The organism is Nocardioides marinus (genome assembly GCF_013408145.1).
Taxonomy (GTDB): Bacteria; Actinomycetota; Actinomycetes; order Propionibacteriales; family Nocardioidaceae; genus Nocardioides; species Nocardioides marinus.
Map to the genome: position 1 here is coordinate 1,138,614 of NZ_JACBZI010000001.1, position 20,576 is coordinate 1,159,189.

At 71.4% G+C, this 20,576-nt stretch carries 21 protein-coding genes and 1 tRNA gene; 11 read left to right on the top strand and 11 right to left on the bottom strand.

Annotated elements, in window-relative coordinates; all coding sequences use genetic code 11:
- Positions 1 to 29: 29 nt before the first annotated feature.
- Entirely contained in the window at positions 30 to 890 is an 861-nt protein-coding gene (locus BKA05_RS05525; RefSeq protein WP_179530533.1) for a DUF2785 domain-containing protein, read from the bottom strand.
- A gap of 80 nt (positions 891 to 970) precedes the next feature.
- On the opposite strand from BKA05_RS05525, the gene BKA05_RS05530 reads away from it, so the two are divergent.
- Entirely contained in the window at positions 971 to 2,473 is a 1,503-nt protein-coding gene (locus BKA05_RS05530; RefSeq protein WP_179530534.1) for a histidine kinase N-terminal domain-containing protein, read from the top strand.
- 30 nt (positions 2,474 to 2,503) lie between these two features.
- Here BKA05_RS05530 and BKA05_RS05535 read toward each other — a convergent pair whose 3' ends face one another.
- Positions 2,504 to 2,755 (bottom strand): WhiB family transcriptional regulator, encoded by a 252-nt coding sequence (locus BKA05_RS05535; RefSeq protein ID WP_179530535.1) that lies wholly within the window; start codon positions 2,753 to 2,755, stop codon positions 2,504 to 2,506.
- A gap of 259 nt (positions 2,756 to 3,014) precedes the next feature.
- Here BKA05_RS05535 and BKA05_RS05540 point away from each other — a divergent pair, with 259 nt between their 5' ends.
- Complete coding sequence (locus tag BKA05_RS05540) at positions 3,015 to 3,428, top strand: hypothetical protein (protein ID WP_179530536.1); 414 nt, start codon at positions 3,015 to 3,017, stop codon at positions 3,426 to 3,428.
- A 25-nt stretch (positions 3,429 to 3,453) separates the two neighbouring features.
- Here BKA05_RS05540 and BKA05_RS05545 read toward each other — a convergent pair whose 3' ends face one another.
- From BKA05_RS05545 to sodN, 3 genes are all read right to left on the bottom strand, one after another.
- Positions 3,454 to 4,320: an RNA polymerase sigma factor SigF gene (locus BKA05_RS05545; RefSeq protein WP_179530537.1), complete on the bottom strand. Its 867-nt coding sequence runs from the start codon at positions 4,318 to 4,320 to the stop codon at positions 3,454 to 3,456.
- Positions 4,321 to 4,322: 2 nt separating this feature from the next.
- Positions 4,323 to 4,736 (bottom strand): ATP-binding protein, encoded by a 414-nt coding sequence (locus BKA05_RS05550; protein WP_179530538.1) that lies wholly within the window; start codon positions 4,734 to 4,736, stop codon positions 4,323 to 4,325.
- Positions 4,737 to 4,816: 80 nt separating this feature from the next.
- A complete protein-coding gene (gene sodN / locus BKA05_RS05555) occupies positions 4,817 to 5,218 on the bottom strand; it encodes a superoxide dismutase, Ni (protein ID WP_179530539.1) in 402 nt (133 codons plus the stop codon).
- A gap of 51 nt (positions 5,219 to 5,269) precedes the next feature.
- On the opposite strand from sodN, the gene BKA05_RS20000 reads away from it, so the two are divergent.
- The 4 genes from BKA05_RS20000 (at position 5,270) to BKA05_RS05575 (ending at position 8,579) form a co-directional block, all read left to right on the top strand.
- Complete coding sequence (locus tag BKA05_RS20000; protein WP_343045534.1) at positions 5,270 to 5,647, top strand: S24 family peptidase; 378 nt, start codon at positions 5,270 to 5,272, stop codon at positions 5,645 to 5,647.
- Between the two features lie 152 nt (positions 5,648 to 5,799).
- The gene (locus tag BKA05_RS05565; RefSeq protein ID WP_179533010.1) at positions 5,800 to 6,912 is read left to right on the top strand and encodes an NAD(P)-dependent malic enzyme; all 1,113 of its coding nucleotides are present in this window, start codon (positions 5,800 to 5,802) and stop codon (positions 6,910 to 6,912) included.
- Positions 6,913 to 6,936: 24 nt separating this feature from the next.
- Positions 6,937 to 7,905: a zinc-binding dehydrogenase gene (locus BKA05_RS05570; protein ID WP_179530541.1), complete on the top strand. Its 969-nt coding sequence runs from the start codon at positions 6,937 to 6,939 to the stop codon at positions 7,903 to 7,905.
- The gene (locus BKA05_RS05575) at positions 7,902 to 8,579 is read left to right on the top strand and encodes an SDR family oxidoreductase (RefSeq protein ID WP_179530542.1); all 678 of its coding nucleotides are present in this window, start codon (positions 7,902 to 7,904) and stop codon (positions 8,577 to 8,579) included. The genes BKA05_RS05570 and BKA05_RS05575 overlap by 4 nt, the downstream gene beginning before the upstream one ends.
- Positions 8,580 to 8,588: 9 nt before the next feature.
- On the opposite strand, the gene BKA05_RS05580 is transcribed toward BKA05_RS05575, so the two are convergent.
- Positions 8,589 to 9,236 (bottom strand): TetR family transcriptional regulator, encoded by a 648-nt coding sequence (locus tag BKA05_RS05580; protein ID WP_179530543.1) that lies wholly within the window; start codon positions 9,234 to 9,236, stop codon positions 8,589 to 8,591.
- A gap of 158 nt (positions 9,237 to 9,394) precedes the next feature.
- Here BKA05_RS05580 and BKA05_RS05585 point away from each other — a divergent pair, with 158 nt between their 5' ends.
- The 3 genes from BKA05_RS05585 (at position 9,395) to BKA05_RS05595 (ending at position 12,009) form a co-directional block, all read left to right on the top strand.
- A complete protein-coding gene (locus tag BKA05_RS05585; protein ID WP_179530544.1) occupies positions 9,395 to 10,492 on the top strand; it encodes a ferredoxin reductase in 1,098 nt (365 codons plus the stop codon).
- Between the two features lie 46 nt (positions 10,493 to 10,538).
- Positions 10,539 to 11,693, top strand: coding sequence for a fatty acid desaturase family protein (locus BKA05_RS05590; RefSeq protein WP_179530545.1), 1,155 nt, complete (start codon positions 10,539 to 10,541; stop codon positions 11,691 to 11,693).
- A gap of 70 nt (positions 11,694 to 11,763) precedes the next feature.
- Entirely contained in the window at positions 11,764 to 12,009 is a 246-nt protein-coding gene (locus BKA05_RS05595) for a hypothetical protein (RefSeq protein WP_179530546.1), read from the top strand.
- Here BKA05_RS05595 and BKA05_RS05600 read toward each other — a convergent pair.
- The 3 genes from BKA05_RS05600 to BKA05_RS05610 all read right to left on the bottom strand — a co-directional run bounded on the left by BKA05_RS05600 (position 12,006) and on the right by BKA05_RS05610 (position 16,657).
- Positions 12,006 to 12,638, bottom strand: a complete 633-nt coding sequence (locus tag BKA05_RS05600; protein WP_179530547.1) for an acetoacetate decarboxylase family protein — start codon at positions 12,636 to 12,638, stop codon at positions 12,006 to 12,008. The genes BKA05_RS05595 and BKA05_RS05600 overlap by 4 nt on opposite strands.
- Positions 12,639 to 12,718: 80 nt before the next feature.
- Positions 12,719 to 12,895, bottom strand: coding sequence for a DUF6104 family protein (locus tag BKA05_RS05605; protein ID WP_179530548.1), 177 nt, complete (start codon positions 12,893 to 12,895; stop codon positions 12,719 to 12,721).
- A 12-nt stretch (positions 12,896 to 12,907) separates the two neighbouring features.
- Positions 12,908 to 16,657, bottom strand: a complete 3,750-nt coding sequence (locus BKA05_RS05610) for a multifunctional oxoglutarate decarboxylase/oxoglutarate dehydrogenase thiamine pyrophosphate-binding subunit/dihydrolipoyllysine-residue succinyltransferase subunit (protein WP_179530549.1) — start codon at positions 16,655 to 16,657, stop codon at positions 12,908 to 12,910.
- 170 nt (positions 16,658 to 16,827) lie between these two features.
- Here BKA05_RS05610 and BKA05_RS05615 point away from each other — a divergent pair, with 170 nt between their 5' ends.
- Positions 16,828 to 17,499, top strand: coding sequence for a hypothetical protein (locus BKA05_RS05615; RefSeq protein ID WP_179530550.1), 672 nt, complete (start codon positions 16,828 to 16,830; stop codon positions 17,497 to 17,499).
- On the top strand, positions 17,496 to 18,419 hold the full coding sequence (locus BKA05_RS05620; RefSeq protein WP_179530551.1) for an LCP family protein: 924 nt from the start codon (positions 17,496 to 17,498) through the stop codon (positions 18,417 to 18,419). Before BKA05_RS05615 ends, BKA05_RS05620 begins: the two co-directional genes overlap by 4 nt.
- Before the next feature lie 168 nt (positions 18,420 to 18,587).
- Here BKA05_RS05620 and BKA05_RS05625 read toward each other — a convergent pair whose 3' ends face one another.
- Together BKA05_RS05625 and BKA05_RS05630 are read right to left on the bottom strand one after the other, a co-directional pair.
- Positions 18,588 to 20,126, bottom strand: coding sequence for a hypothetical protein (locus BKA05_RS05625; RefSeq protein ID WP_179530552.1), 1,539 nt, complete (start codon positions 20,124 to 20,126; stop codon positions 18,588 to 18,590).
- Positions 20,127 to 20,469: 343 nt separating this feature from the next.
- Positions 20,470 to 20,542: transfer RNA gene (locus tag BKA05_RS05630), tRNA-Arg, on the bottom strand.
- Positions 20,543 to 20,576: the final 34 nt, after the last annotated feature.

Here is a 20,576-nt window from a genome sequence, read left to right on the forward strand (position 1 = left end):
CCCGGCGGTCACCGCCGACGGGGGAGAGCTCAGTGCGCGTCGGGCGCCAGGGTCCAGGGGTTGGAGCGACGCAGCGCCTCGACCAGGACGAGCAGCAGGTCGCTGCGCACCGCCGGGGGCCGGGGGCCGATGGCCAGCTGCAGGTAGAGGGCCCGCAGGAACGCCTCGGGGTTGGCCGAGCGGGCGTAGGGGTCGGCGTCCTCACCGGGACCGTGGGTGGCTGCGGCGGCGATGCGGTTGACCCACGGCTCGACGACCGAGAACGGCACGAGGTCGCGGCGCAGCACCTGCACGACCGCGAGGGCGAGCCGGTCGGGCTCGCCACTGCCCCACGAGGTGGTCGTCGGCAGCAGCAGCCGGTCGGCGACCACGTCCAGCAGGACCGTCAGCTCGGGGGTGTGCAGGTGCGGGGAGCAGGCGAGCGTGCCCAGCGCGTCGGCCCCGTGGGCCACCGCGTGCGCCCACCCCTTGCCGGGCACGAAGCCGCGCAGGTCCTCCTCGCGCAGCAGCCAGGTCGCCAGTCGGTCGCCCCACTCCAGGATCTTCCCGCCGGGCACCAGGGGCCGCTGGTTGTCGCGAGCCACGCAGGCGCCGAGCACCAGTGCGGAGAAGGAGCGACGGAAGACCGAGTCGTCCCCGCGTGCGCCGAGGCCGGTCGAGAGCCCGGCGGCCATGCCGTCGCCGAGACCGCCCAGCAGGTCGTCGTAGACGCCGCGGGAGACCCAGGTGGCCAGGGTCGGGAACGCGGTGCCGTCGCGCAGGACCGGGTCGGGGTCGCCGAGCATCCCGGTCAGCTCGGCGGTCAGATCACCGAGCGGTCGGTCGGTAGGTACGGCCATGTCGTCGGCCAGCACCTGCTTCCAGTAGCTCCCCGAGACGCTCCCCGTCATGGGAGGAATCCTGCCACCCGGGCCCGACATCGCGAACCTCGGTCCTCGGCCCGCGCCAGCACGGTCCTAGGCTCGCTCCCGTGACCTCGCTGACCGAGCTCGTCCGCAGCCACACCGACCTCGACGCGGCCGACGTGGCGTGGTTGCAGCTGCTGCAGGCGGACTGGCAGATCATCGCCGACCTCTCCTTCGCCGACCTGGTGCTGTGGCTGCCCGACAGGGGCGGCTCGGGGTTCTGGGCCGCCGGCCAGATGCGGCCCACGACCGCACCGACGGCGTACGTCGACGACGTCATCGGCACCTTCGTGCCGGTCGGGCGCCGCCCGTTGCTCGACCAGGCCCTGGAGCAGGGGCGCCTGGTGCGCGAGGGCGACCCGGAGTGGCGCGACGAGGTGCCCGTCCGCGTGGAGACCATCCCGGTGCGCCACGGCGGCCGGGTGATCGCCGTGGTCGCGCGCAACACCAACCTGCTGGGCGTGCGCACGCCCAGCCGCCTGGAGCTGTCGTACCTCCAGACGGCGGCCGACCTGACCCGGATGATCGCCGCGGGCCACTTCCCGGCCACCGGGCAGCGCAGCGACCACGCCGACTCCCCGCGGGTGGGTGACGGGTTCGTGCGTGTCGACGCCGAGGGCAGGGTCGTCTACGCCAGCCCCAACGCGCAGTCGGTGTTCCGCCGGCTCGGGCTGCACGGCGACCTGGCCGGGCACCGGCTCGTGGACCTGACCCGCTCGCTGGTGCCCTCGCGCCGCCGCCCGGACGAGGAGACGCTGAGCGCGGTGATGGGCGGACGAGCCCACCGCGACACCGAGTTCTCCACCGACGGCGTCGCGCTCATCGCGCGCTCGATCCCGCTGCGTCCCGAGGGGGAGCACATCGGCGCGCTGGTCCTGGTGCGCGACGTCACCGACCTGCGTCGCCGCGACCGGGAGCTGATCACCAAGGACGCCACCATCCGCGAGATCCACCACCGGGTGAAGAACAACCTGCAGACGGTGGCCGCGCTGCTGCGCCTGCAGGCCCGGCGGATCGAGGCGCCCGAGGCCAAGTCGGCGCTGGAGGAGGCCGTGCGACGTGTCGGGTCGATCGCGATCGTCCACGAGACCCTGAGCCAGGCCGTCGAGGAGGACGTCGACTTCGACGAGATCACCGACCGGCTCTGCGGCATGGTCGCGGAGGTGACCGCGACCACCGGACGGGTGCGGATCCGTCGCCAGGGCTCCTTCGAGCGGCTCCCGTCGGAGACCGCGACGCCGCTGGCCATGGTCCTGACCGAGGTGCTGCAGAACGCCGTGGAGCACGGCTACGACGCCGACACCGCCGCCGACAGCGGTGCCGCGGCCCCCGGCGAGCCCGCGGGGGGCACGATCACGGTGGAGGTGGGCCGGCGAGCGGGGCGGCTGGAGGTCGCGGTGGTCGACGACGGTCGGGGGCTGCCCGAGGGCTTCACCCTCGACGGGTCGACCAACCTGGGCCTGTCCATCGTGCGGACCCTCGTCGAGTCCGAGCTCGGGGGCAGGCTCACGCTGGGGCCGGCCGAGGGGGGAGGGACCCGCGCAGGCATCGACCTGCCCCTGGACTGACCTGCCCCTGGACTGAGGGCCCGGGGGCGATCAGGCGGTGCGGACGCGGGCGCGCGACGTACGCCGCTTCAGCGCCCGGCGCTCGTCCTCGCTGAGGCCACCCCAGACACCGTGGTCCTGGCCGGCCTCGAGGGCCCACTGCAGGCACTGCTCGCGCACGTCGCAGCGACGACAGACCTGCTTGGCCTCCTCGATCTGGAGGATCGCAGGACCCGTGTTGCCGATCGGGAAGAAGAGCTCGGGGTCCTCGTCGAGGCAGGCGGAACGGTGGCGCCAATCCATGGCTGGGATATCCCTCTTTCCTTCTACGTCCGGGCAAGCCAGGGGTGGCAGGGCCTGCGGCGCTGTCGCCGGGTGGTCGTGGGCACGCCGGTGGGCATGCAGGAGTTGACTCAACCTCGAGCGCAGCGACCAGCGTGGCAAGGATTGGATCGCTAAACAAGACCCTGACGCCCTCCGGAGTGGTTTCTTACGTCACAGCGGTGTTTCGCGGAGATGGCGTGCGAGGCGTGCTATGGCCCGAAGACTAGTCTCTCCCCTCGTGGACGCCGCCGACCAGACCGACCCGAGCCGCGACCCCCGACCCGCTCCGCTGGTCGTGGCCGCCAGCCTGGCCGGCCTGGAGGGGCTGGTGCTGCTGCTGCTCGCGGCGCTGGAGACGGCGAGCGTGGACAGCGAGCGGCTGTCGCTGGGTGTCTCGACCGCGATCTTCTTCGCGCTCACCGGTGCAGCGGTGCTCGGCTGCGCGTGGGGGCTGCTGCGGCTGGCCTCGTGGGCGCGCGGCCCGTTGCTGCTGGCCCAGCTCATTGCGCTGGGCCTGGCCTGGAACCTCAAGGACGCCCCGCTCGTCGCGCTCGTGCTGGTCGGCTGCGGCCTGGTCGCGCTGGCCGGGATGCTGCACCCCGACACGATGCGGGCGCTGGGGACGCTGCCGGAGGAGGACCCGCAGGCCTAGACCGGGTGGGGGGACCGCCGAGGCGTCACTCGGCGTTCTGCAGCGACGTGCGCAGCTGCTCCAGGGTGCGGTTGAGCAGCCGGGAGACGTGCATCTGCGAGACGCCGATCTCCTCGGCGATCTGGCTCTGCGTCATGTTCTTGAAGAACCGCAGCAGCAGGATCTTCTTCTCCCGGGCGTCGAGCTGGTCGAGCAGCGGCTTGATCGACTCGCGGACCTCGACGTGCTCGAGCCCCGCGTCGACCTCGCCGAGTGCGTCGAGCATCGAGGCGGCGCCGTCGTCGGAGTCGTCCGAGGCGTCCAGGGACAGGGTGGAGTAGGCGTTGGAGGACTCGATGCCCTCCACGATCTCCTCCACGGTGCAGCCGATGTGACCCGCCAGCTCGGCGGCCGTGGGGGAGCGCCCGAGGGACTGGGTCAGCTCGGCCGTGGCCGTGCCGATCTGCATGCGCAGCTCCTGCAACCGACGGGGCACGCGGATGGCCCAGCCCTTGTCGCGGAAGTAGCGCTTGATCTCGCCGATGATCGTCGGCGTGGCGTAGGTCGAGAACTCCACCCCGCGGCCGGTGTCGAAGCGGTCGACGCTCTTGATCAGGCCGATCGTGCCGACCTGGACGAGGTCCTCGAACGGCTCGCCGCGGTTGCGGAACCGGCGGGCGCAGTGCTCGACCAGCGGCAGGTGCAGACGCACCAGGGCGTCGCGCGCCGCCTCCCGGCTGGCCGCCGACGCGTCCTCGTCGAGGAACTCCACGAAGAGCTCGGCGCTGCGTCGCCGGGTCTCCTCGATGCCCTGGCGACGCAGGTCGGCGGGCTCGGGCGGGTCGGGCACCTCGGGCAGTGCCACCTCGGGCAGCGGGGTGGCCGGTCGGTCCTGGCCAGGGGCCGCGGACATGCTCAGGCGCCCGGGGCGAGGTCGGGGGTCATCACGAGCGTGACGACGAGCTCGCCCTCGGTGGTGCTCACGGTGGCACTGCTGGCCAGGGTGGTGAGCACCTGCCAGGCGAAGGAGTCGTGGTCCGGCGGCGAGGGCTGCGAGGCCCGGACGGCCACCGCGACCGTGAGCCGCCCGGGGGCGAGGGCGAAGCGACCGGTGAGGTCCGAGCCGGGATCGGCCTCGGGCAGCACCATCGCGCACGCCTCGCCGACCGCCATCCGGAGGTCCTCGATGTCGTCGATGGTGAAGTCGAGCCGGGCCGCCAGGCCGGCGGTGAGGGTGCGCAGGACCGAGACGTAGGCGCCGTCGGCGGGCAGGCGCAGCTCGACGTCGGGGCGATCACCGAGCAGGTCGGTCTGACCGGGCAGTGTCATGCGGCAGTCCTCGGGGTGCAGGTGGGCGGGGGTGGTCGGCCGGCCCCCGTGGGGACCGGCCGACCTGTCGCGGGCGCGACTCAGGCCTTCTTGGTCTCCCAGAAGATCTCGGCGATCTGGTCGATCTTGGCCAGGAGCTGGTCGGCCGCCTCGGCGTCCATCGTGCCCTTGGTGCCGCCGGCGCCGGCGAGCTTGGTCGCCTCGTTGACCAGCGTGTGCAGCTGGGGGTACTTCTCGAAGTGCGGGGGCTTGAAGTAGTCGGTCCACAGCACCCACAGGTGGTGCTTGACCAGCTCCGAGCGCTGCTCCTTGATCAGCACCGCGCGGGTCCTGAAGTCGGGGTCGTCGCTGTCGTTGGCCTTGGCGATGATCGCCTTCACCGACTCCGCCTCGATGCGGGCCTGGGCGGGGTCGTAGACACCGCACGGCAGGTCGCAGTGGGCAGAGACCTCGATCGTGGGGGCGAACAGCTTCGCGAACATGCGGATCCTCTCGTCGGGTCGTCCGTGTCGAACGCTTGGGACACTACTCTCGTGCACGCACCCCGGCGACGACGACCACCCTCCTGGGCACCCTCCCGGGGCAGCTCCCGAGCGGGGCACCGGTGGGGGACGGCCCGGGTCCGGGGGGCCTCGATGGCCCCGACCCTGCACGAGGGTGACCTGCTGCTGCTGCGCTACGACCGGGCGCCGGCCCCGGGCGACCTCGTGGTCGGGGAGCTGGCCGACGGCACGGTCGCGGTGAAGCGGGCCGTGGAGCGGCGTACGACGGCGAGCGGGGCCGCGGGGTGGTGGTTGCTCAGCGACGACCCGTCGGTCGGCGTGGACTCCCGGCACCGGGGGCCGGTGCCGGAGCAGAACGTGCGCGCCGTGGTGGTGGCCAGGCTCTGGCCGCGACCGCGCCGGCTGTGATCCATCGCACCCCGAGACGCCCCCCGAGGGGGCCGTGCTGCTGTGCCAGACTGCCCGCCGTGTCCGAGTCGCCGAACACCCCGCAGCCCTTCCGTGCCGCCCACCACCCGCACGAGGGCGACCCCGTCTTCGACCTCCACGTCGGCGGCAAGATGGGCATCGCCTCGACGCCGCTGACCGGCAAGGAGGACCTCTCGCTGGCCTACACCCCGGGCGTGGCCCTGGTGTGCGAGGCGATCGCGGCCGACCCTGCGATGACCCAGCACTACACCTGGGTCCCCAACACCGTCGCGGTGGTCACCGACGGCACGGCCGTCCTCGGCCTCGGCGACATCGGCCCGGCAGCGGCGATGCCGGTGATGGAGGGCAAGGCCGTGCTCTTCAAGCAGTTCGGCGGAGTCGACGGGGTGCCCATCTGCCTGGACACCACCGACACCGACGAGATCATCGAGACCGTCGCCCGGATGGCGCCCAGCTTCGGCGGCATCAACCTCGAGGACATCTCCGCCCCGCGCTGCTTCGAGATCGAGGACCGGCTCAAGGAGCGGCTGGACATCCCCGTCTTCCACGACGACCAGCACGGCACCGCCGTGGTCGCCCTGGCAGCCCTGCAGAACGCGCTGAAGCTGACCGGTCGTGAGCACGCGACCACCCGCGTCGTGATCTCCGGCGCCGGCGCCGCGGGCGTGGCGATCGCCAAGATCCTGATCGAGGCCGGCATCGAGGACATCGCGGTCACCGACCGCAAGGGCGTCGTGCACTCCGGTCGCGACGACCTCACGCCGGTCAAGAAGGCGCTGGCCGAGATCACCGCCGACCGCTGCGGTCGCGCCGGGACCCTCGCCGAGGCGCTGGAGGGGGCCGACGTCTACCTCGGCGTCTCGGGCGGCACCATCCCGGAGGAGGACGTCGCCCGGATGGCTCCGGAGGCGATCATCTTCGCGATGGCCAACCCGACCCCCGAGGTGCACCCCGACATCGCGCACAAGTACGCGCGCATCGTGGCCACCGGTCGCTCGGACTTCCCCAACCAGATCAACAACGTGCTGGCCTTCCCCGGCATCTTCCGCGGCGCCCTCGACGTGCACGCCACGGCGATCACCGAGGGCATGAAGCTGGCGGCGGCCACCGCGCTGGCCGAGCTCGTCGGCGACGACCTGCGCGAGGACTACGTCATCCCCGGTCCGTTCGACCCCCGTGTCCCCGGTGCGGTCTCCTCGGCGGTCGCCGAGGCCGCACGGCGCGACGGGGTGGCGCGGCGCTGACCGCGGCTGGGTAGCGTCGGTCCCATGTTCGCCGTCTACGCCGACTCCTTCTCCTCCGAGGACCCGCTCTCCGCGCTGCGCGTGGGGGAGCGCCCGGACCCCGTGGCCCCCGACGGGTGGACCACGGTCACCGTGCGGGCGGCCTCGCTCAACCACCACGACGTGTGGTCGCTGCGCGGGGTCGGGCTGAAGGAGGAGTCCCTGCCGATGATCCTGGGCTGCGACGCCGCCGGCTTCGACGAGGACGGTCGTGAGGTGGTCGTGCACGCCGTGGTCAGCGACCCGTCGTGGACCGGTGACGAGACCCTCGACCCGCGACGCTCGCTGCTCTCGGAGAAGCACCAGGGGACCTTCGCCGACAAGGTCGTCGTGCCGCGCCGCAACGTGGTCCCCAAGCCGGCGTCGATGTCCTTCGAGGAGGCCGCGTGCCTGCCGACGGCCTGGCTGACGGCGTACCGCATGCTCTTCACCCGGGGCGGCCTCAAGGCCGGTGACACCGTGCTGGTCCAGGGTGCCGGCGGGGGCGTCGCCACGGCCTGCATCATCCTGGGCCGCGCCGCCGGGCTCAGGGTGCTGGCCACCAGCCGCGACGAGGCCAAGCGTGCCCGAGCGCTGGAGATCGGCGCCCACGAGGTCTTCGAGTCCGGCGCCCGGCTGCCGGTGAAGGTCGACGCCGTGATGGAGACCGTGGGACGCGCGACCTGGTCGCACTCGATCCGCTCGCTGCGCCCCGGGGGCGCGATCGTCATCTCCGGCACCACCTCGGGCCCGCAGCTCGACGACGCCGAGCTGACCCGCATCTTCTTCCTGCAGCTCTCGGTGGTCGGCTCCACCATGGGCACGCGCGACGAGCTGGCCTCGCTGGTCTCGCTCCTGGACGCCACGGGTGCCCGCCCCCTGGTCGACCGCACCCTGCCCATGGAGCAGGCCGCGGACGGCTTCTCCGCCATCGTCGAGGGCGACGTCTTCGGCAAGATCGTCCTGACCCGGTGACGCGTACCCACCTGCTGACAGGAGCCGGCTCGGGCATCGGGGAGCTGGTGGCCCGGGCCCTGCTCGAGCGCGGTGACGACGTGCTCGTCGTCGCGCGGTCGGCGCAGCGGGCCGAGGAGATGGCAGCCGCGCTGCCCGGCGCCCGCACGCTGGTCGCCGACCTCGCCTCACCGGCGACGGCCGAGTCGCTGGACCTGCCGGAACGGCTGGACTCGGTCGTCCACGCCGCCGGGGTGGTCGAGCTCGGGGCGGTCGCCGACCTGTCGGTGCAGGCCTGGACCGAGCAGCTGCAGGTCAACCTGGTCGCTCCGGCCGTGCTCACCCGGGTGGCGCTGCCGGCGCTGCGCGCGGCCCGGGGCACGGTGGTCCTGGTCAACTCCGGCGCCGGGCTCTTCGCGCACCCGCAGTGGTCGGCCTACGCCGCCTCCAAGCACGGCCTGCGGGCCTTCGCGGACTCCCTGCGCGGCGAGGAGGCCGGGCACGGGGTCCGGGTCAGCTCGGTCTACCCCGGGCGGACGGCCACCCCGATGCAGGAGAAGGTGCACGCCCAGGAGGGCAAGGAGTACGACGCCGACGACTGGGTGCAGCCCAGCACCGTCGCCGCGGCGGTCCTGCACGTGCTGGACCTGCCCGGCGACGCGACCATCCCCGACCTCACGGTCAAGCCGCGCTGAGCCCGAGCGCTACGTCGAGGGGCGCGAGCGCCACTGCAGCGCCCCGATGATCACCATCCGCAGCTGCGTGCGGGCGGTGTCGGCGATCTGCTGGGCCAGCGCCGGTCGGTCCGCGGCCGCGATCAGCGCCTCGGCGGTGGAGACCATGGCGTGCACGATGAGGTTGGAGAGGATCCGCAGGTCCTCGCCGCTCCAGGCATCGGTCCCGGGCAGGCGGGCCAGGTCGGTGGCCAGCTCCCGCTCGCACAGGTCGATCTCGTGGCGGATGGCGTCGCGGACCGCCGGCGGACCGGCGGTCCGCTCCCGGGCGATGAAGGCGAAGTGGGCTCGTTGCCGGGCGACGTGCTCGACCAGGATCTCCACCGAGCGGTCCACGATCCCGGCGTAGGAACCGGGCTCGCTGTCCATGCGGCGTACGTCGCGGAGCATGGCGCGCAGCGACGCGAAGGACTCGTCGACGAGTGCCATGCCGAGGGACTCGATGGATTCGAAGTGCCGGTAGAACCCGGTCGGCACGATGCCCACGCGGCCCGCGACCTGGCGGAGCGACAGTGCCACCAGGCTGGAGTCCTCGCACAGCTCCAGCGCCGCGTCGAGGATCGCTCGCCGGGTGCGCTGCTTGCGCTCGAGTCGGCTCTCGGGGCGGGTCTCGCTCACGGGGCCAGCGTATCGGGGTGGGGTCCCGCCCCAGTCAGTGCACGTGTGTCCACGATCACGAGGCGAGGTGGTCGGTGTCACCAGACGTCTCCTTGACCTTCGGTTCCGACCTCCACCACCATTGAGTGCACAGACGTTCACCCACGACAGGAGATGTCATGAGCTTCGCCGGCACCATCCTCCGCTCCCGCGCGATGGCCGCACTCACCTCCCCGCACGGCGTGGACCGCTACCTCGAGCAGATCAACCCGATGTGGGCGGCGCGGGAGGTCCGCGCGCAGGTCCTCTCGGTCCACCGCGAGACCGGCGGCGAGCACCCGGTCGCGACGATCACCCTGCAGCCGACGAGCACGTGGCGGGGCCACCGCGCAGGGCAGTACGTCCAGGTCGGTGTCGACCTCCCGGGCAGCCGCCGGACCACCCGCTGCTTCACCATCTCCTCCGCGGCCTCGCTGCCGGGGGAGACGATCACCCTGACCGTCCGTGCCCAGGGCGAGGCCCGTCCCGGGCAGTCGGTCTCGCGCTGGTTGGTCGAGCGGGCGCAGCCCGGCGACCTGGTGCACCTCTCGCAGGCGGAGGGCGACTTCGTCCTCGAGGAGAGCCCGGCCACCCCGACCAACAACCACCTGCTCTTCGTCACCGGCGGCTCGGGCATCACCCCGGCGATGTCGATCCTGCGCACCCTGCTGCGCGACGGGTACGACGGCCGCGCCGGGCGCCGCGTCACGTTCCTGCACTACGCCCGCTCGGCCGAGGACCAGATCTTCGCCGACGAGCTGGCCGAGATCGCCGCGGGCGACAACGACGTCGACGTCGTGCTGCGTCACGGCAGCGTGTTCAGCGAGTTCGAGCTGCGCCGCCTCGTGCCGGCCTACGCCGAGACCGACACGTGGGCCTGCGGGCCGGCCCCGATGCTGGACCTGGTCCGCGAGGCGTACGCCGACTCCACCCGGCTGCGCACCGAGCTGTTCAACGTCGCCAGCGTCGTCCCCTCCGGCGCCGCCGAGGGCGACGTGGCGTTCTCCCGCTCCGGCGAGCAGGCCGCCAACACCGGCGCCACGCTGCTGGAGCAGGCCGAGGCCCTGGGCCTGCGCCCGACCTCCGGCTGCCGGATGGGCATCTGCTTCTCCTGCACCGCCACCAAGTCCAGCGGCACCGTCCGCAACGTCCTCACCGGCGAGGAGTCCTCGCTGCCCGACGAGGAGATCCGCGTCTGCGTCACCTCGCCCGTCGGCGACTGCGTCGTCGACCTCTGACCACCCACCCCAGGCACACCCCTCCGCACCGAAGGGAAGCACCCTCATGACGATCACCCAGGCAGCACCCGTCTCCCGCAAGGTCCCGCTCACCGCCGAGCAGCTCAAGGCGTTCGGCGAGGAGATGGACGCCATCCGCCAGCGCGTCCTCGCCGACCTCGGCGAGGCCGACGCGGAGTACATCCGCAAGGTCGTGAAGTACCAGCGCGGGCTCGAGGTCGCGGGGCGCGCGATGTTCTACCTGCCGCCGGCCTGGCCGCTGGCCGTCGCCGCCCTCTCGGTGTCGAAGATCCTCGACAACATGGAGATCGGCCACAACGTGATGCACGGCCAGTACGACTGGATGGGCGACCCCGGCCTGAGCTCGCGGATGTTCGACTGGGACACCGTGTGCCCCGGTGAGCAGTGGAAGTACTCCCACAACTACATCCACCACACCTTCACCAACATCCTCGGCAAGGACCGCGACATCGGCTACGGGATCCTGCGCATGGACGAGGACCAGAAGTGGCGGCCCTACTACCTGGGCAACCCGGTCTACGCGTTCGCGCTGATGATGCTCTTCGAGTGGGGCGTGGCCCTGCACGACCTCGAGGTCGAGAACATCGTGTCCGGCAAGCGCAGCCTGGCCGACAACAAGCCGCTCTACCCCGGGCTGCTGCGCAAGATCCGCCGCCAGGCGCTGAAGGACTACGTCCTCTTCCCGGCGCTCACCGGGCCGCTGTTCCCGCTCACCCTCGCCGGCAACACCGTGGCGAACCTCGTGCGCAACGTGTGGGCCTTCAACATCATCTTCTGCGGCCACTTCCCGGCCGGCGTCGAGACGTTCACCCAGGAGGAGTGCCTGGACGGCGAGGACGCCAACGGTGAGCGGAGCGAGACCAGGGGACACTGGTACTACCGCCAGGTCCTCGGCTCGGCCAACATCTCCGGTGGCCCGCTCTTCCACATCATGAGCGGCAACCTGTCCCACCAGATCGAGCACCACCTCTTCCCGGACCTCCCGGCCCGCCGCTACCCGGAGGTCGCCGCGGAGGTCAAGGAGATCTGCGAGCGCTACGGGCTGCCCTACAACACCGGCCCGCTGCACAAGCAGGTCGGCAGCGTCTTCGCCAAGATCTGCCGGCTCGCGCTCCCCGGGCGTCGTACGCCGCAGGCGACCCCGTCCACGGCCGCCGACGCGGCCGCGGCGGCCGCCTGAGCGCGCGGGTGCACGGGTCCGTGAGGCACGACACCTGGCCCGCCGCCCCGCGGCGGGCCAGACTGTCCCCATGACCAGCGGCCCCACCGGCAAGGACCGGATCAGCAAGGCGGAGATCGGCAAGGACGCGGTGCAGAGCACCGTCGAGGCGACCGCCCACGCGGTGGGCGAGGTCGCCGGCATCCTGACGGGCGCGGTCAAGGACGTCGCCGGCGCGATCGGCGGCCTGGCCACCGAGGTGTTCGAGATCCGCGACGCGGCGAAGCGGGCCGCCGAGCAGCACGACCCGCCGGCGACCGTCGACGAGCCGGACTAGCCGAAGGTCATCCGGAACCCGGTCTGGCGGAACGACGCCAGACGACGGGCACCGGCCAGCCAGCCCAGTGGTCCGTCGGGTGCGACCTCCCAGGCGGAGCGGCACGGTGCGGCCTTGGCCGACCCGGTCAGCGTGGCGGTGACGGGGTCGCGGTGGTCGTCGATCGGCGGCTGCCAGGTGGCGCCCTTGAACCGCACCCGGGGCACGACGTGCGAGGCGTCGGTGAAGCGGGCGCGCACCACGGGCCGGCCGTCCACGTCGACCGACCACGACGTGCGCTCGCGCACCGTCCCCCGCTCGCTGGTGCGACGGAAGTCGGCGAGCTCCTTGGGGATGGCCCACAGGCCGCGTCCGCCGGCGACCGAGGCGGGGGAGTCGACCCAGATGTCGGTGATCGACACCGCCTTGACCGGGTCCTTGACGACCCGCGCGACCAGCAGCTCGGAGTAGGTGAGCGGGCTGGGCTCCTCGTAGGAGACCAGCGCGACGCCGTACACACCCCGGGGACGGCGCTCGTCGACGTCGTGGCCGACGCGGAACAGGGAGAGCCACAGCTGGCCGTCCATGGTCCACGGGGCGGGCGGGTAGGTCGGCGTGCCGGCGTCGGGGGTCGGGTCCAGCGAGGTCATGCCCAGCACCCTAGAACGAGAGGACCCGTGACGAGAACAGGTTCTCGTCACGGGTCCAGGCGTCGTCAAGGCCGTGCTTGTCAGTCCTCGGGGTCGTCCAGCCGCGCCAGCCAGGTCGCGAGCCGCTCCACGGCCGACTCGTGCTCGGGGTGGACGTCGGTGAACGCCTGGAGCTGCTCGGCCAGCCAGCCCAGGGTCACCTCCTCATCACCCCGGCGGGAGACGAGCTCCTCGATGCCGCGGTCGGTGAAGTACATCGACTTTCCCCGTCAGGCGAAGGCCTGGTCGAGCAGGTCCTTCTGCTCGGCCTGGTGCCGCTTGACGGTGCCGACCGACGGGGACGAGGACTCCGCCCGCGTGACCGGGACGACGGTGGCGTCGACCTCGGACCAGGCGTTGAGCGCGTAGTGCGGCCAGGGGCCGTTGTTGCGCGGCTCGTCCTGCACCCACCGGACCTCCTTGAGGTGGGGGTAGCGGGCGATCTCGGCCTTGATGTCGTCCAGCGGCCGCGGGTACAGCTGCTCGATCCGGGCGATGGCGAACCGCTCGGGGTTCTCGCGCTTGGCCCGGTCGACCATCAGGTCCCACGTCACCCGGCCGCTGCACAGCAGCAGGGTGTCGACCTTCTGCGGGTCCGCCTCGCCGTCGCCGATGAAGGGACGGAAGGAGCCGGAGGTGAACTCCTCGGGGGTCGAGGCCGCCTCCTTGCGCTTGAGCATCGACTTCGGGGTGAACACGATCAGCGGGCGGTGCTCCTCACCCAGCGAGTGGTGACGCAGCAGGTGGAAGTAGGAGGCCGGCGTGGAGGGCTGGGCGACCACGAAGGCCTCGTCGGCGGCCATCTGCAGGAACCGCTCGATGCGGGCCGAGGAGTGGTCGGGCCCCTGGCCCTCGTAGCCGTGCGGCAGCAGCAGCACGACGCCGGAGTCCTGGCGCCACTTGGTCTTGCCGCTGGTGATGAACTCGTCGATCACGGTCTGGGCGCCGTTGACGAAGTCGCCGAACTGCGCCTCCCAGAGCACCAGCGCCTCGGGGCGGGCCACGGAGTAGCCGTACTCGAAGCCGAGGGCGGCGTACTCGGAGAGCAGCGAGTCGTAGATGTAGAACTTCGCCTGGTCCTCGGTCAGCGAGGACAGCGGGGTCCACTCGTCGGCGTTCTTGCGGTCGATGATCGTGGCGAAGCGCGAGACGAAGGTGCCGCGGCGGGAGTCCTGACCGGCGAGGCGGACCGGGCGACCCTCCATCAGCAGCGAGCCGAAGGCGAGGATCTCGCCGGTGCCCCAGTCGATGGGTCCCTCGGTGATCGAGGTGGCGCGACGCTGCAGCTGCGGCATCACCTTGGGGTGCACGGTGAAGCCCTCGGGCGGGGTGACGTAGGCGTCGGAGATCCGCTTGAGGACCTCGAGGTCGACCGCGGTCCGCGTCTCACCGGACGGCTTGTCCGGGTAGTCGGGCACCGTGGTCCAGCCCGAGGGCTGGCTGGTGGCCTCGCGGACCTCGGTGAAGACCCGCTCCAGCTGCTGCTGGTAGTCCTTGAGGACCTGCTCGGCCTCCTCGATCGTGATGTCGCCACGTCCGATGAGGGACTCGGTGTAGAGCTTGCGCACCGAGCGCTTCTGCTCGATCAGGTCGTACATCAGCGGCTGGGTGTACGACGGGTCGTCACCCTCGTTGTGACCGCGGCGGCGGTAGCAGACCAGGTCGATGACGACGTCCTTGTGGAAGGCCTGGCGGTACTCGAAGGCCAGCCGGGCCACGCGGATGCAGGCCTCGGGGTCGTCGCCGTTGACGTGGAAGATCGGCGCCTGGACCATCCGGGCGACGTCGGTGCAGTAGAGCGAAGAGCGCGAGGAGCCGGGGGAGGTCGTGAACCCGACCTGGTTGTTCACGATCACGTGGACCGTGCCGCCGGTGCGGTAGCCGCGCAGCTGGGAGAGGTTGAGGGTCTCCGCGACGACGCCCTGGCCGGCGAAGGCCGCGTCGCCGTGGACCAGCAGCGGCAGGACCGGGAACTCCTGGCCGCGGTCGAGCACGTCCTGCTTGGCGCGGGCGATGCCCTCCAGCACGGGGTCGACCGCCTCGAGGTGCGAGGGGTTCGCCGCCACCGAGACCTTGACCGTCGAGCCGGTCTCGGCGGTGAACTCACCCTCGGCGCCGAGGTGGTACTTCACGTCGCCGGAGCCCTGCACGGTGCGCGGGTCGATGTTGCCCTCGAACTCCCGGAAGATCTGGGAGTAGTTCTTGCCCACGATGTTGGCCAGCACGTTGAGCCGGCCGCGGTGGGCCATGCCGATGGTGACCTCGTCCAGACCGGCCTCCGCGGCGGCCTCGCAGATCTCGTCGATGACCGGGACGGTCGTCTCGCCACCCTCGAGGGAGAAGCGCTTCTGGCCGACGAACTTGGTCTGCAGGAAGGTCTCGAACGCCTCGGCCTGGTTGAGCTTGAGCAGGATGCGCAGCTGCTCCTCGCGGGGCGGCTTCACGTGCGGCTGCTCGATGCGCTCCTGGAGCCACCGGCGCTGCTCGGGGTCCATGATGTGCATGTACTCGATGCCGGTGGTGCGGCAGTAGGAGTCGCGCAGGATGCCGAGGATCGAGCGCAGCTTCATGAACCGCCGGCCCTCGCCGCCGAACGAGCCGGTGGCGAACTCCCGGTCGAGGTCCCACAGGGTCAGCCCGTGGTTCTCGATCTCCAGGTCGGGGTGGGTGCGCTGGCGGTACTCCAGCGGGTCGGTGTCGGCCATCAGGTGGCCGCGCACGCGGTAGGCGTGGATCAGCTCGAGGATCCGGGCCTGCTTGGAGATCTCGTCGTCGTGGGAGGTCGCGATGTCCGCGCCCCACCGGATCGGCTGGTAGGGGATCCGCAGCGACCGGAAGATCTCGTCGTAGAAGCCGTCCTGGCCCAGCAGCAGCTGGTGGACCCGCTTGAGGAACTCACCGGACTGCGCGCCCTGGATCACGCGGTGGTCGTAGGTCGAGGTCAGGGTCATGACCTTGGAGATCGCGTTGCGCGCGATGGCCTCCTCCGAGGCGCCCTGCCACTCGGGGGGGTACTCCATGGCGCCGACGCCGATGATCGCGCTCTGACCGGTCATCAGGCGCGGCACCGAGTGGTTGGTGCCCAGGCCGCCGACGTTGGTCAGGCTGATCGTGGTGCCCTGGAAGTCGGCCACGGTGAGCTTGCCGTCGCGGGCCTTGGTGACGACGTCCTCGTAGGCGGTCCAGAAGCCGGCGAAGTCCATCGACTCGCAGGCCTTGATGCTGGGCACCAGGAGCTGACGGGTCTCGCCCTTCTTGATGTCGATGGCCAGCCCGAGGTTGATGTGGGCGGGGGTGACCAGGTTGGGCTTGCCCTCGACCTCGGCGAAGGAATTGTTCATCTCCGGCATCGACTTCAACGCCTTGACCAGCGCGTAGCCGATCAGGTGGGTGAAGGAGACCTTGCCGCCGCGGGCGCGGGCGAGGTGGTTGTTGATGACCGTGCGGTTGTCCCACAGCAGCTTCACCGGCACCGAGCGGATCGAGGTCGCGGTCGGGACGGTGAGGGAGACGTCCATGTTCTGGGCGGTGCGGGCCGGTGCGCCGCGCAGGACGGTGTACGTCGGCTCGTCGCTGGCCTCGGCCTTCGCCGCCGGCTTGGTCTCCTTGGGCATCGGCGAGGACGTGCCCTTGCTGACCTCGGCGGCCTTGCTCACCGGGCGCGGCTTGGCGACGGGTGCGGGGGCCTTCGCAGGCTCCTCGGGCTTCGCCGCGGCGGGCTTGGCGGGCTCGGCCTTGGCGGGCTCGGCCTTCGCCTTCCCAGCCTCGGGCTTCGTGGCGCTGCCGTTCGAGCCGGTGCCGTTGCTCGCGCCGCGGCCGCCGTCCTGGGCCTTGAAGAAGGCCGCCCAGGCCGGGTCGACACTGCTCGGGTCCTTCTGGAACTGGTCGAACATCTCCTCCACGAGCCACTCGTTGGCACCGAAGTCGTTCGCGACCTCGGGGGAGCCGGTGGAGGAGGAGCTGCCAGGGGACTGCGGCACGGCTTGATTCGCCTCTTTCAGATGAGCGCGCGAGGGTGGGAATTGCGATCACCCAGGCTAGACCCCCGCCGGGGTAAATACCCAGGACAGGGACGGTATTCGGGCAGGGTGTCGTGGACACCACACCCCGTCGGGCCAGTTCCGGCCCCGAGCACCCCGAAGGAGCACCCGTGCACGACCGCTACCGGTCGCGGCCCCGCCGTCGACACCTGGTCGCAGCCACCACGGCGGGCCTGCTGCTGGTCGCGCCGCTGGGGGCCTGCACGGCGGGCGACACGCCCGAGGGACAGGGCCGCTCGGGTGCGGCCGGGTCCCGGGCCGCCGACCGCGGGGAGCAGGTTGTGCGTACGTCGGTGGTGACCGGCGCCCGGGTGGGGCGGATCTCGCCGCAGCAGCACCGCCAGGTGGCCCGGCGGGTCGCCGCCGTGGTCGACCGGTGGTGGGACGCGGCGTTCGTCGAGGGCGACTACCCCCGCCGGCGCTACCAGGGCTCGTTCCCCGGCTTCACGAAGGTGGCCGCGGCCCAGGCCTGGCGCCAGCGCGACCTGATGACCAGCGCCCGGCTGGGCGACCGCATCGACGACCTCGTGCCGCTGCGGCGTCGCGTGGCGGTCGACGTGCTCGGCACCCGCGGTGTCGCCCGTGCGGTCACCGCGCGCACCCGGATGGACTACCGCACCAGTGGCGAGGTCAAGAAGCGGATCCGCGTGGAGGGACGGCTGCTGCTGACCTTCGACCGGGGCTGGAAGGTGTTCGGGTTCGACGTGACCCAGGGCCCCTGGCAGACCCCCTCGAAGAAGGCGGCCGGGAAGAAGGCGGCCGGGAAGAAGGAGAAGCGATGAGGGCCACGGCACGGCGCGGCTGGCGGAGTACGGCGCGGACGGCCGCACTGGCGGCGGTCCTGGCCACGACCGCTGCCGTCGTGCCGGACTCCGGGGTCGCCCCCGAGGAGTCCGTGCTCGTCGGCATGCGGCACGCCAAGGGCCTCGATGCCGGGCGCGGGACCGTGTGGATCCTGGCCGTGGGATCGGACGCGCGCCCGGGACAGTCGATGACCCGCACCCGGGGCGACGCGCTGCAGCTGGTCGGCATCGACCCGCGGACCGGTGCGGCGACCGCGATCGGCATCCCACGCGACTCCTGGGTGCCGATCCCCGGTCACGGTCGTGGTCGGGTCAACTCCGCGATGGTCTACGGGGGCCCGCAGCTGCTCGGCCGGACCGTCGGCAACCTCGTCGGGATCACGCCCGACTACGTCTTCGTCACCCGGTTCCCCTTCTTCGAGGACATGGTCGACGACATCGGAGGCATCACCGTCTCCAACCCCCGACGCTTCTCCGACGAGAACCTCAAGCCCAAGGGCTTCGCCGCGGGCCGGATCCGCCTCGACGGCTACCACGCCATGGCCTTCGCCCGCATCCGCAAGACCCTGGCCGGGGGCGACTTCGCCCGCTCGGCCAACCAGCAGCGGGTCCTGCGCGGCATCCAGGCCCGGGTGGCCTCGCAGTCGGGCCGCCCCGGGTTCATGGAGCGCGGGGTGATGAGCGTGCTCCAGCACATGGCCACGGGGGAGGGGCCGGCCACCTTGTTCCGGCTCGCCCAGCTCGTCGCCCGCGTGGACCCGGGCCGCATCACGACCTGCGTGGTGCCCGGCCGGATCGGCAACGTCGGCGGCGCGAGCATCGTGCTGCCGAACGTGAGCGCCGCCCGTCGCTACGGCAACGCGGCCCGCAACGACGCCACGCTGCCGCCGGGCTGCTAGCGGCTCCTCGCCGGCGAGGAGCGACGAGCCCCAGCGAGGAGCCTCGAGACCACTGGACGCAGAACCGGGGCGATCCTCTGGTGAGGACCGCCCCGGTTCGAAGGGTGGTGGACCGGCGGTGCCGGTCAGGTCGCCGAGGCCGACGTACGGGGCCTCAGCGAGCGTGGATCACTTGGGGTAGATCTGCGACTCGAGCCAGCCGAGGTCGATGTCGAACAGACCCGGGATCGTGATGGCGATGGCCGACATCTTGGCGCCGTAGTAGTTGCGGCTCTTGACCTTGCCGAAGGTGATGAAGCCGGTCTGCTCCAGCTCGTCGACGACGAACTCGATGACGTCACCGATGCGCAGGTTCTGCGGAAGGATCGACTCGCCGTTGTGGATGATGTCGAGCACCTTGAACTTCGGCTTGTTCGAGCCGCGGACCCGCTCGCCCGGGAACTTCTTCAGGTTCAGGCGCGAGGAGATGCCCTGGATCTCGAGGCCGAGGACCGGGATCTCCAGGCTGCCCAGCGACGACTTGGCCATCGACTTGGCGCGGCCGCGGGCCATCTGCTTGGCCTTGTAGGAGTACTCGATGCCGGTGAGGGTGGCCAGGCCGCCCAGGCCCGGGATGTTCAGCGGGATGGAGCGGGCGCCCTCGATGGCCTTGGTGACCTTCTTGCCGGCGGTGCCCTCGCAGGGGATCGCCTGGGTGCCGATGCCGCCCATGTGCAGCAGCTCGACGTCGTCGGCCAGCGGGAGGGCCTTGAAGTCCAGACCCATGATGGTCGAGCGGAAGACGCCGGAGGTGACCGGGGCCGAGATGCGCGACTGGGCGTAGCCGAGCTTCAGGAGCGCGGCGTGGCCGTTCTCCTCACCCGACGGGTTGACCTCGATCTGCAGCGCGTTGGCACCCGAGGAGGCACCGCCGTTGCCGACCTTGGCGAAGGAGGAGCCCAGGCCGATGGAGCCCAGGCCCGGGATCTCGATGACGTCGCCGAGGCCGGCGGTGTCGATGATCTGCTGGAGGGTGTCGACGAGGATGCCCAGCGGGACGTTGATGGCCTCGTTGAGGTCCTCGGTCGAGAGGCCGAGGTTCTCGAGCAGGAGGTTCAGGGTCTCGCCGATGACGCCGTCCTCGGGGAGGAGCAGCTTCAGGTCGCCGAAGCCGAAGGACTCGGCGGTGCCGAACTTCTTGCCGTCGCCGTCGGTGTCGGCCGGGTCGTAGAAGGAGTCGGCGACCGACTTCAGGCCCTCGATCTTGATGGTCGGGATCGAGATGTTGTCGATGACCTCGCCGCCGAGCTGGATGTCGGCGATGGTGTTGATGGCCTTGACACCGGTGATGTTGCCGTTGGTGTAGGTCTCGGTGGTGGAGGTGCTCGGGGACAGGTGGATCAGCTCGGCCACGTCCACCGGCAGCGCGTCGCCCAGCAGGGCGGTGATCTGGTCCGTGGACAGCAGCGACGGCGCGCGGCGCTCGAGACCCGAGGTGCGCGTGCACGCCTGCAGGGTCTTGGCGTCCTTCAGGGTCTTGACGTCGACACCGCCGACGCCGACCTTGGTGCCGTACGCAAGGGCGGTCATGCCGAAGTCGGTGATCTCCTTGGCCGGAGCCTTCCGAGCCTCGTCCGCGGTCGCGGTGGTCTGGGTGGTGAGGGTGCCCGCCAGGCCGGCCGCGCAGACGGCGGAGACGGCCACGGCCCTCTTCAGGGACTTCTTCACACTTCCTACTTTCGTCGTCGCTGGATGGTTCAGCGGTGGTAGCCAGGAAGAGTGTGTAGAGCACCCCTCCCCTCCCGGGAGGCTTTCGTCGAGTCGACGAACCTCAGCAGGTAAAACGGCTCGGACGCCGACGGGTTAGGTAGTCACTTCGGGTGGTCTGGACCAGCCCGTTCGTGCCAGGTCCTCGGCGTCCCACGCTGGGAGAGGCATCGGCCGGGGGCGTGGGGGACTTGAGCAGGGGTGTACAAGTGCCCGACGGACATCGAGGCCGGGTCGACCCCGGTCGGGGCCGCGGCGTGGTGCGGCGGCAGGTGAGTGCGGCTGGCGCAGCGCTGTGAGTGGGCGCCTCCGGCAGGATTCGAACCTGCGACACCTGGTACCGGAAACCAGTGCTCTATCCCCTGAGCTACGGAGGCGTGCCCGTGTCGTGGGTCCGGCCGAGCCGGTCCG

Excerpts from the sequence above, each read along its gene's own strand:
- BKA05_RS05620 (WP_179530551.1), top strand. The coding sequence starts at position 17,496 with ATGAGGGCCACGGCACGGCGCGGCTGGCGGAGTACGGCGCGGACGGCC.
- BKA05_RS05545 (WP_179530537.1), bottom strand. The coding sequence starts at position 4,320 with ATGTCCGCGGCCCCTGGCCAGGACCGACCGGCCACCCCGCTGCCCGAG.
- BKA05_RS05605 (WP_179530548.1), bottom strand. The coding sequence starts at position 12,895 with ATGTACTTCACCGACCGCGGCATCGAGGAGCTCGTCTCCCGCCGGGGT.
- BKA05_RS05585 (WP_179530544.1), top strand. The coding sequence starts at position 9,395 with ATGAGCTTCGCCGGCACCATCCTCCGCTCCCGCGCGATGGCCGCACTC.
- BKA05_RS05550 (WP_179530538.1), bottom strand. The coding sequence starts at position 4,736 with ATGACACTGCCCGGTCAGACCGACCTGCTCGGTGATCGCCCCGACGTC.
- BKA05_RS05570 (WP_179530541.1), top strand. The coding sequence starts at position 6,937 with ATGTTCGCCGTCTACGCCGACTCCTTCTCCTCCGAGGACCCGCTCTCC.
- sodN (WP_179530539.1), bottom strand. The coding sequence starts at position 5,218 with ATGTTCGCGAAGCTGTTCGCCCCCACGATCGAGGTCTCTGCCCACTGC.
- BKA05_RS05595 (WP_179530546.1), top strand. The coding sequence starts at position 11,764 with ATGACCAGCGGCCCCACCGGCAAGGACCGGATCAGCAAGGCGGAGATC.
- BKA05_RS05600 (WP_179530547.1), bottom strand. The coding sequence starts at position 12,638 with ATGACCTCGCTGGACCCGACCCCCGACGCCGGCACGCCGACCTACCCG.
- BKA05_RS05525 (WP_179530533.1), bottom strand. The coding sequence starts at position 890 with ATGACGGGGAGCGTCTCGGGGAGCTACTGGAAGCAGGTGCTGGCCGAC.
- BKA05_RS05590 (WP_179530545.1), top strand. The coding sequence starts at position 10,539 with ATGACGATCACCCAGGCAGCACCCGTCTCCCGCAAGGTCCCGCTCACC.
- BKA05_RS05535 (WP_179530535.1), bottom strand. The coding sequence starts at position 2,755 with ATGGATTGGCGCCACCGTTCCGCCTGCCTCGACGAGGACCCCGAGCTC.
- BKA05_RS05565 (WP_179533010.1), top strand. The coding sequence starts at position 5,800 with ATGGGCATCGCCTCGACGCCGCTGACCGGCAAGGAGGACCTCTCGCTG.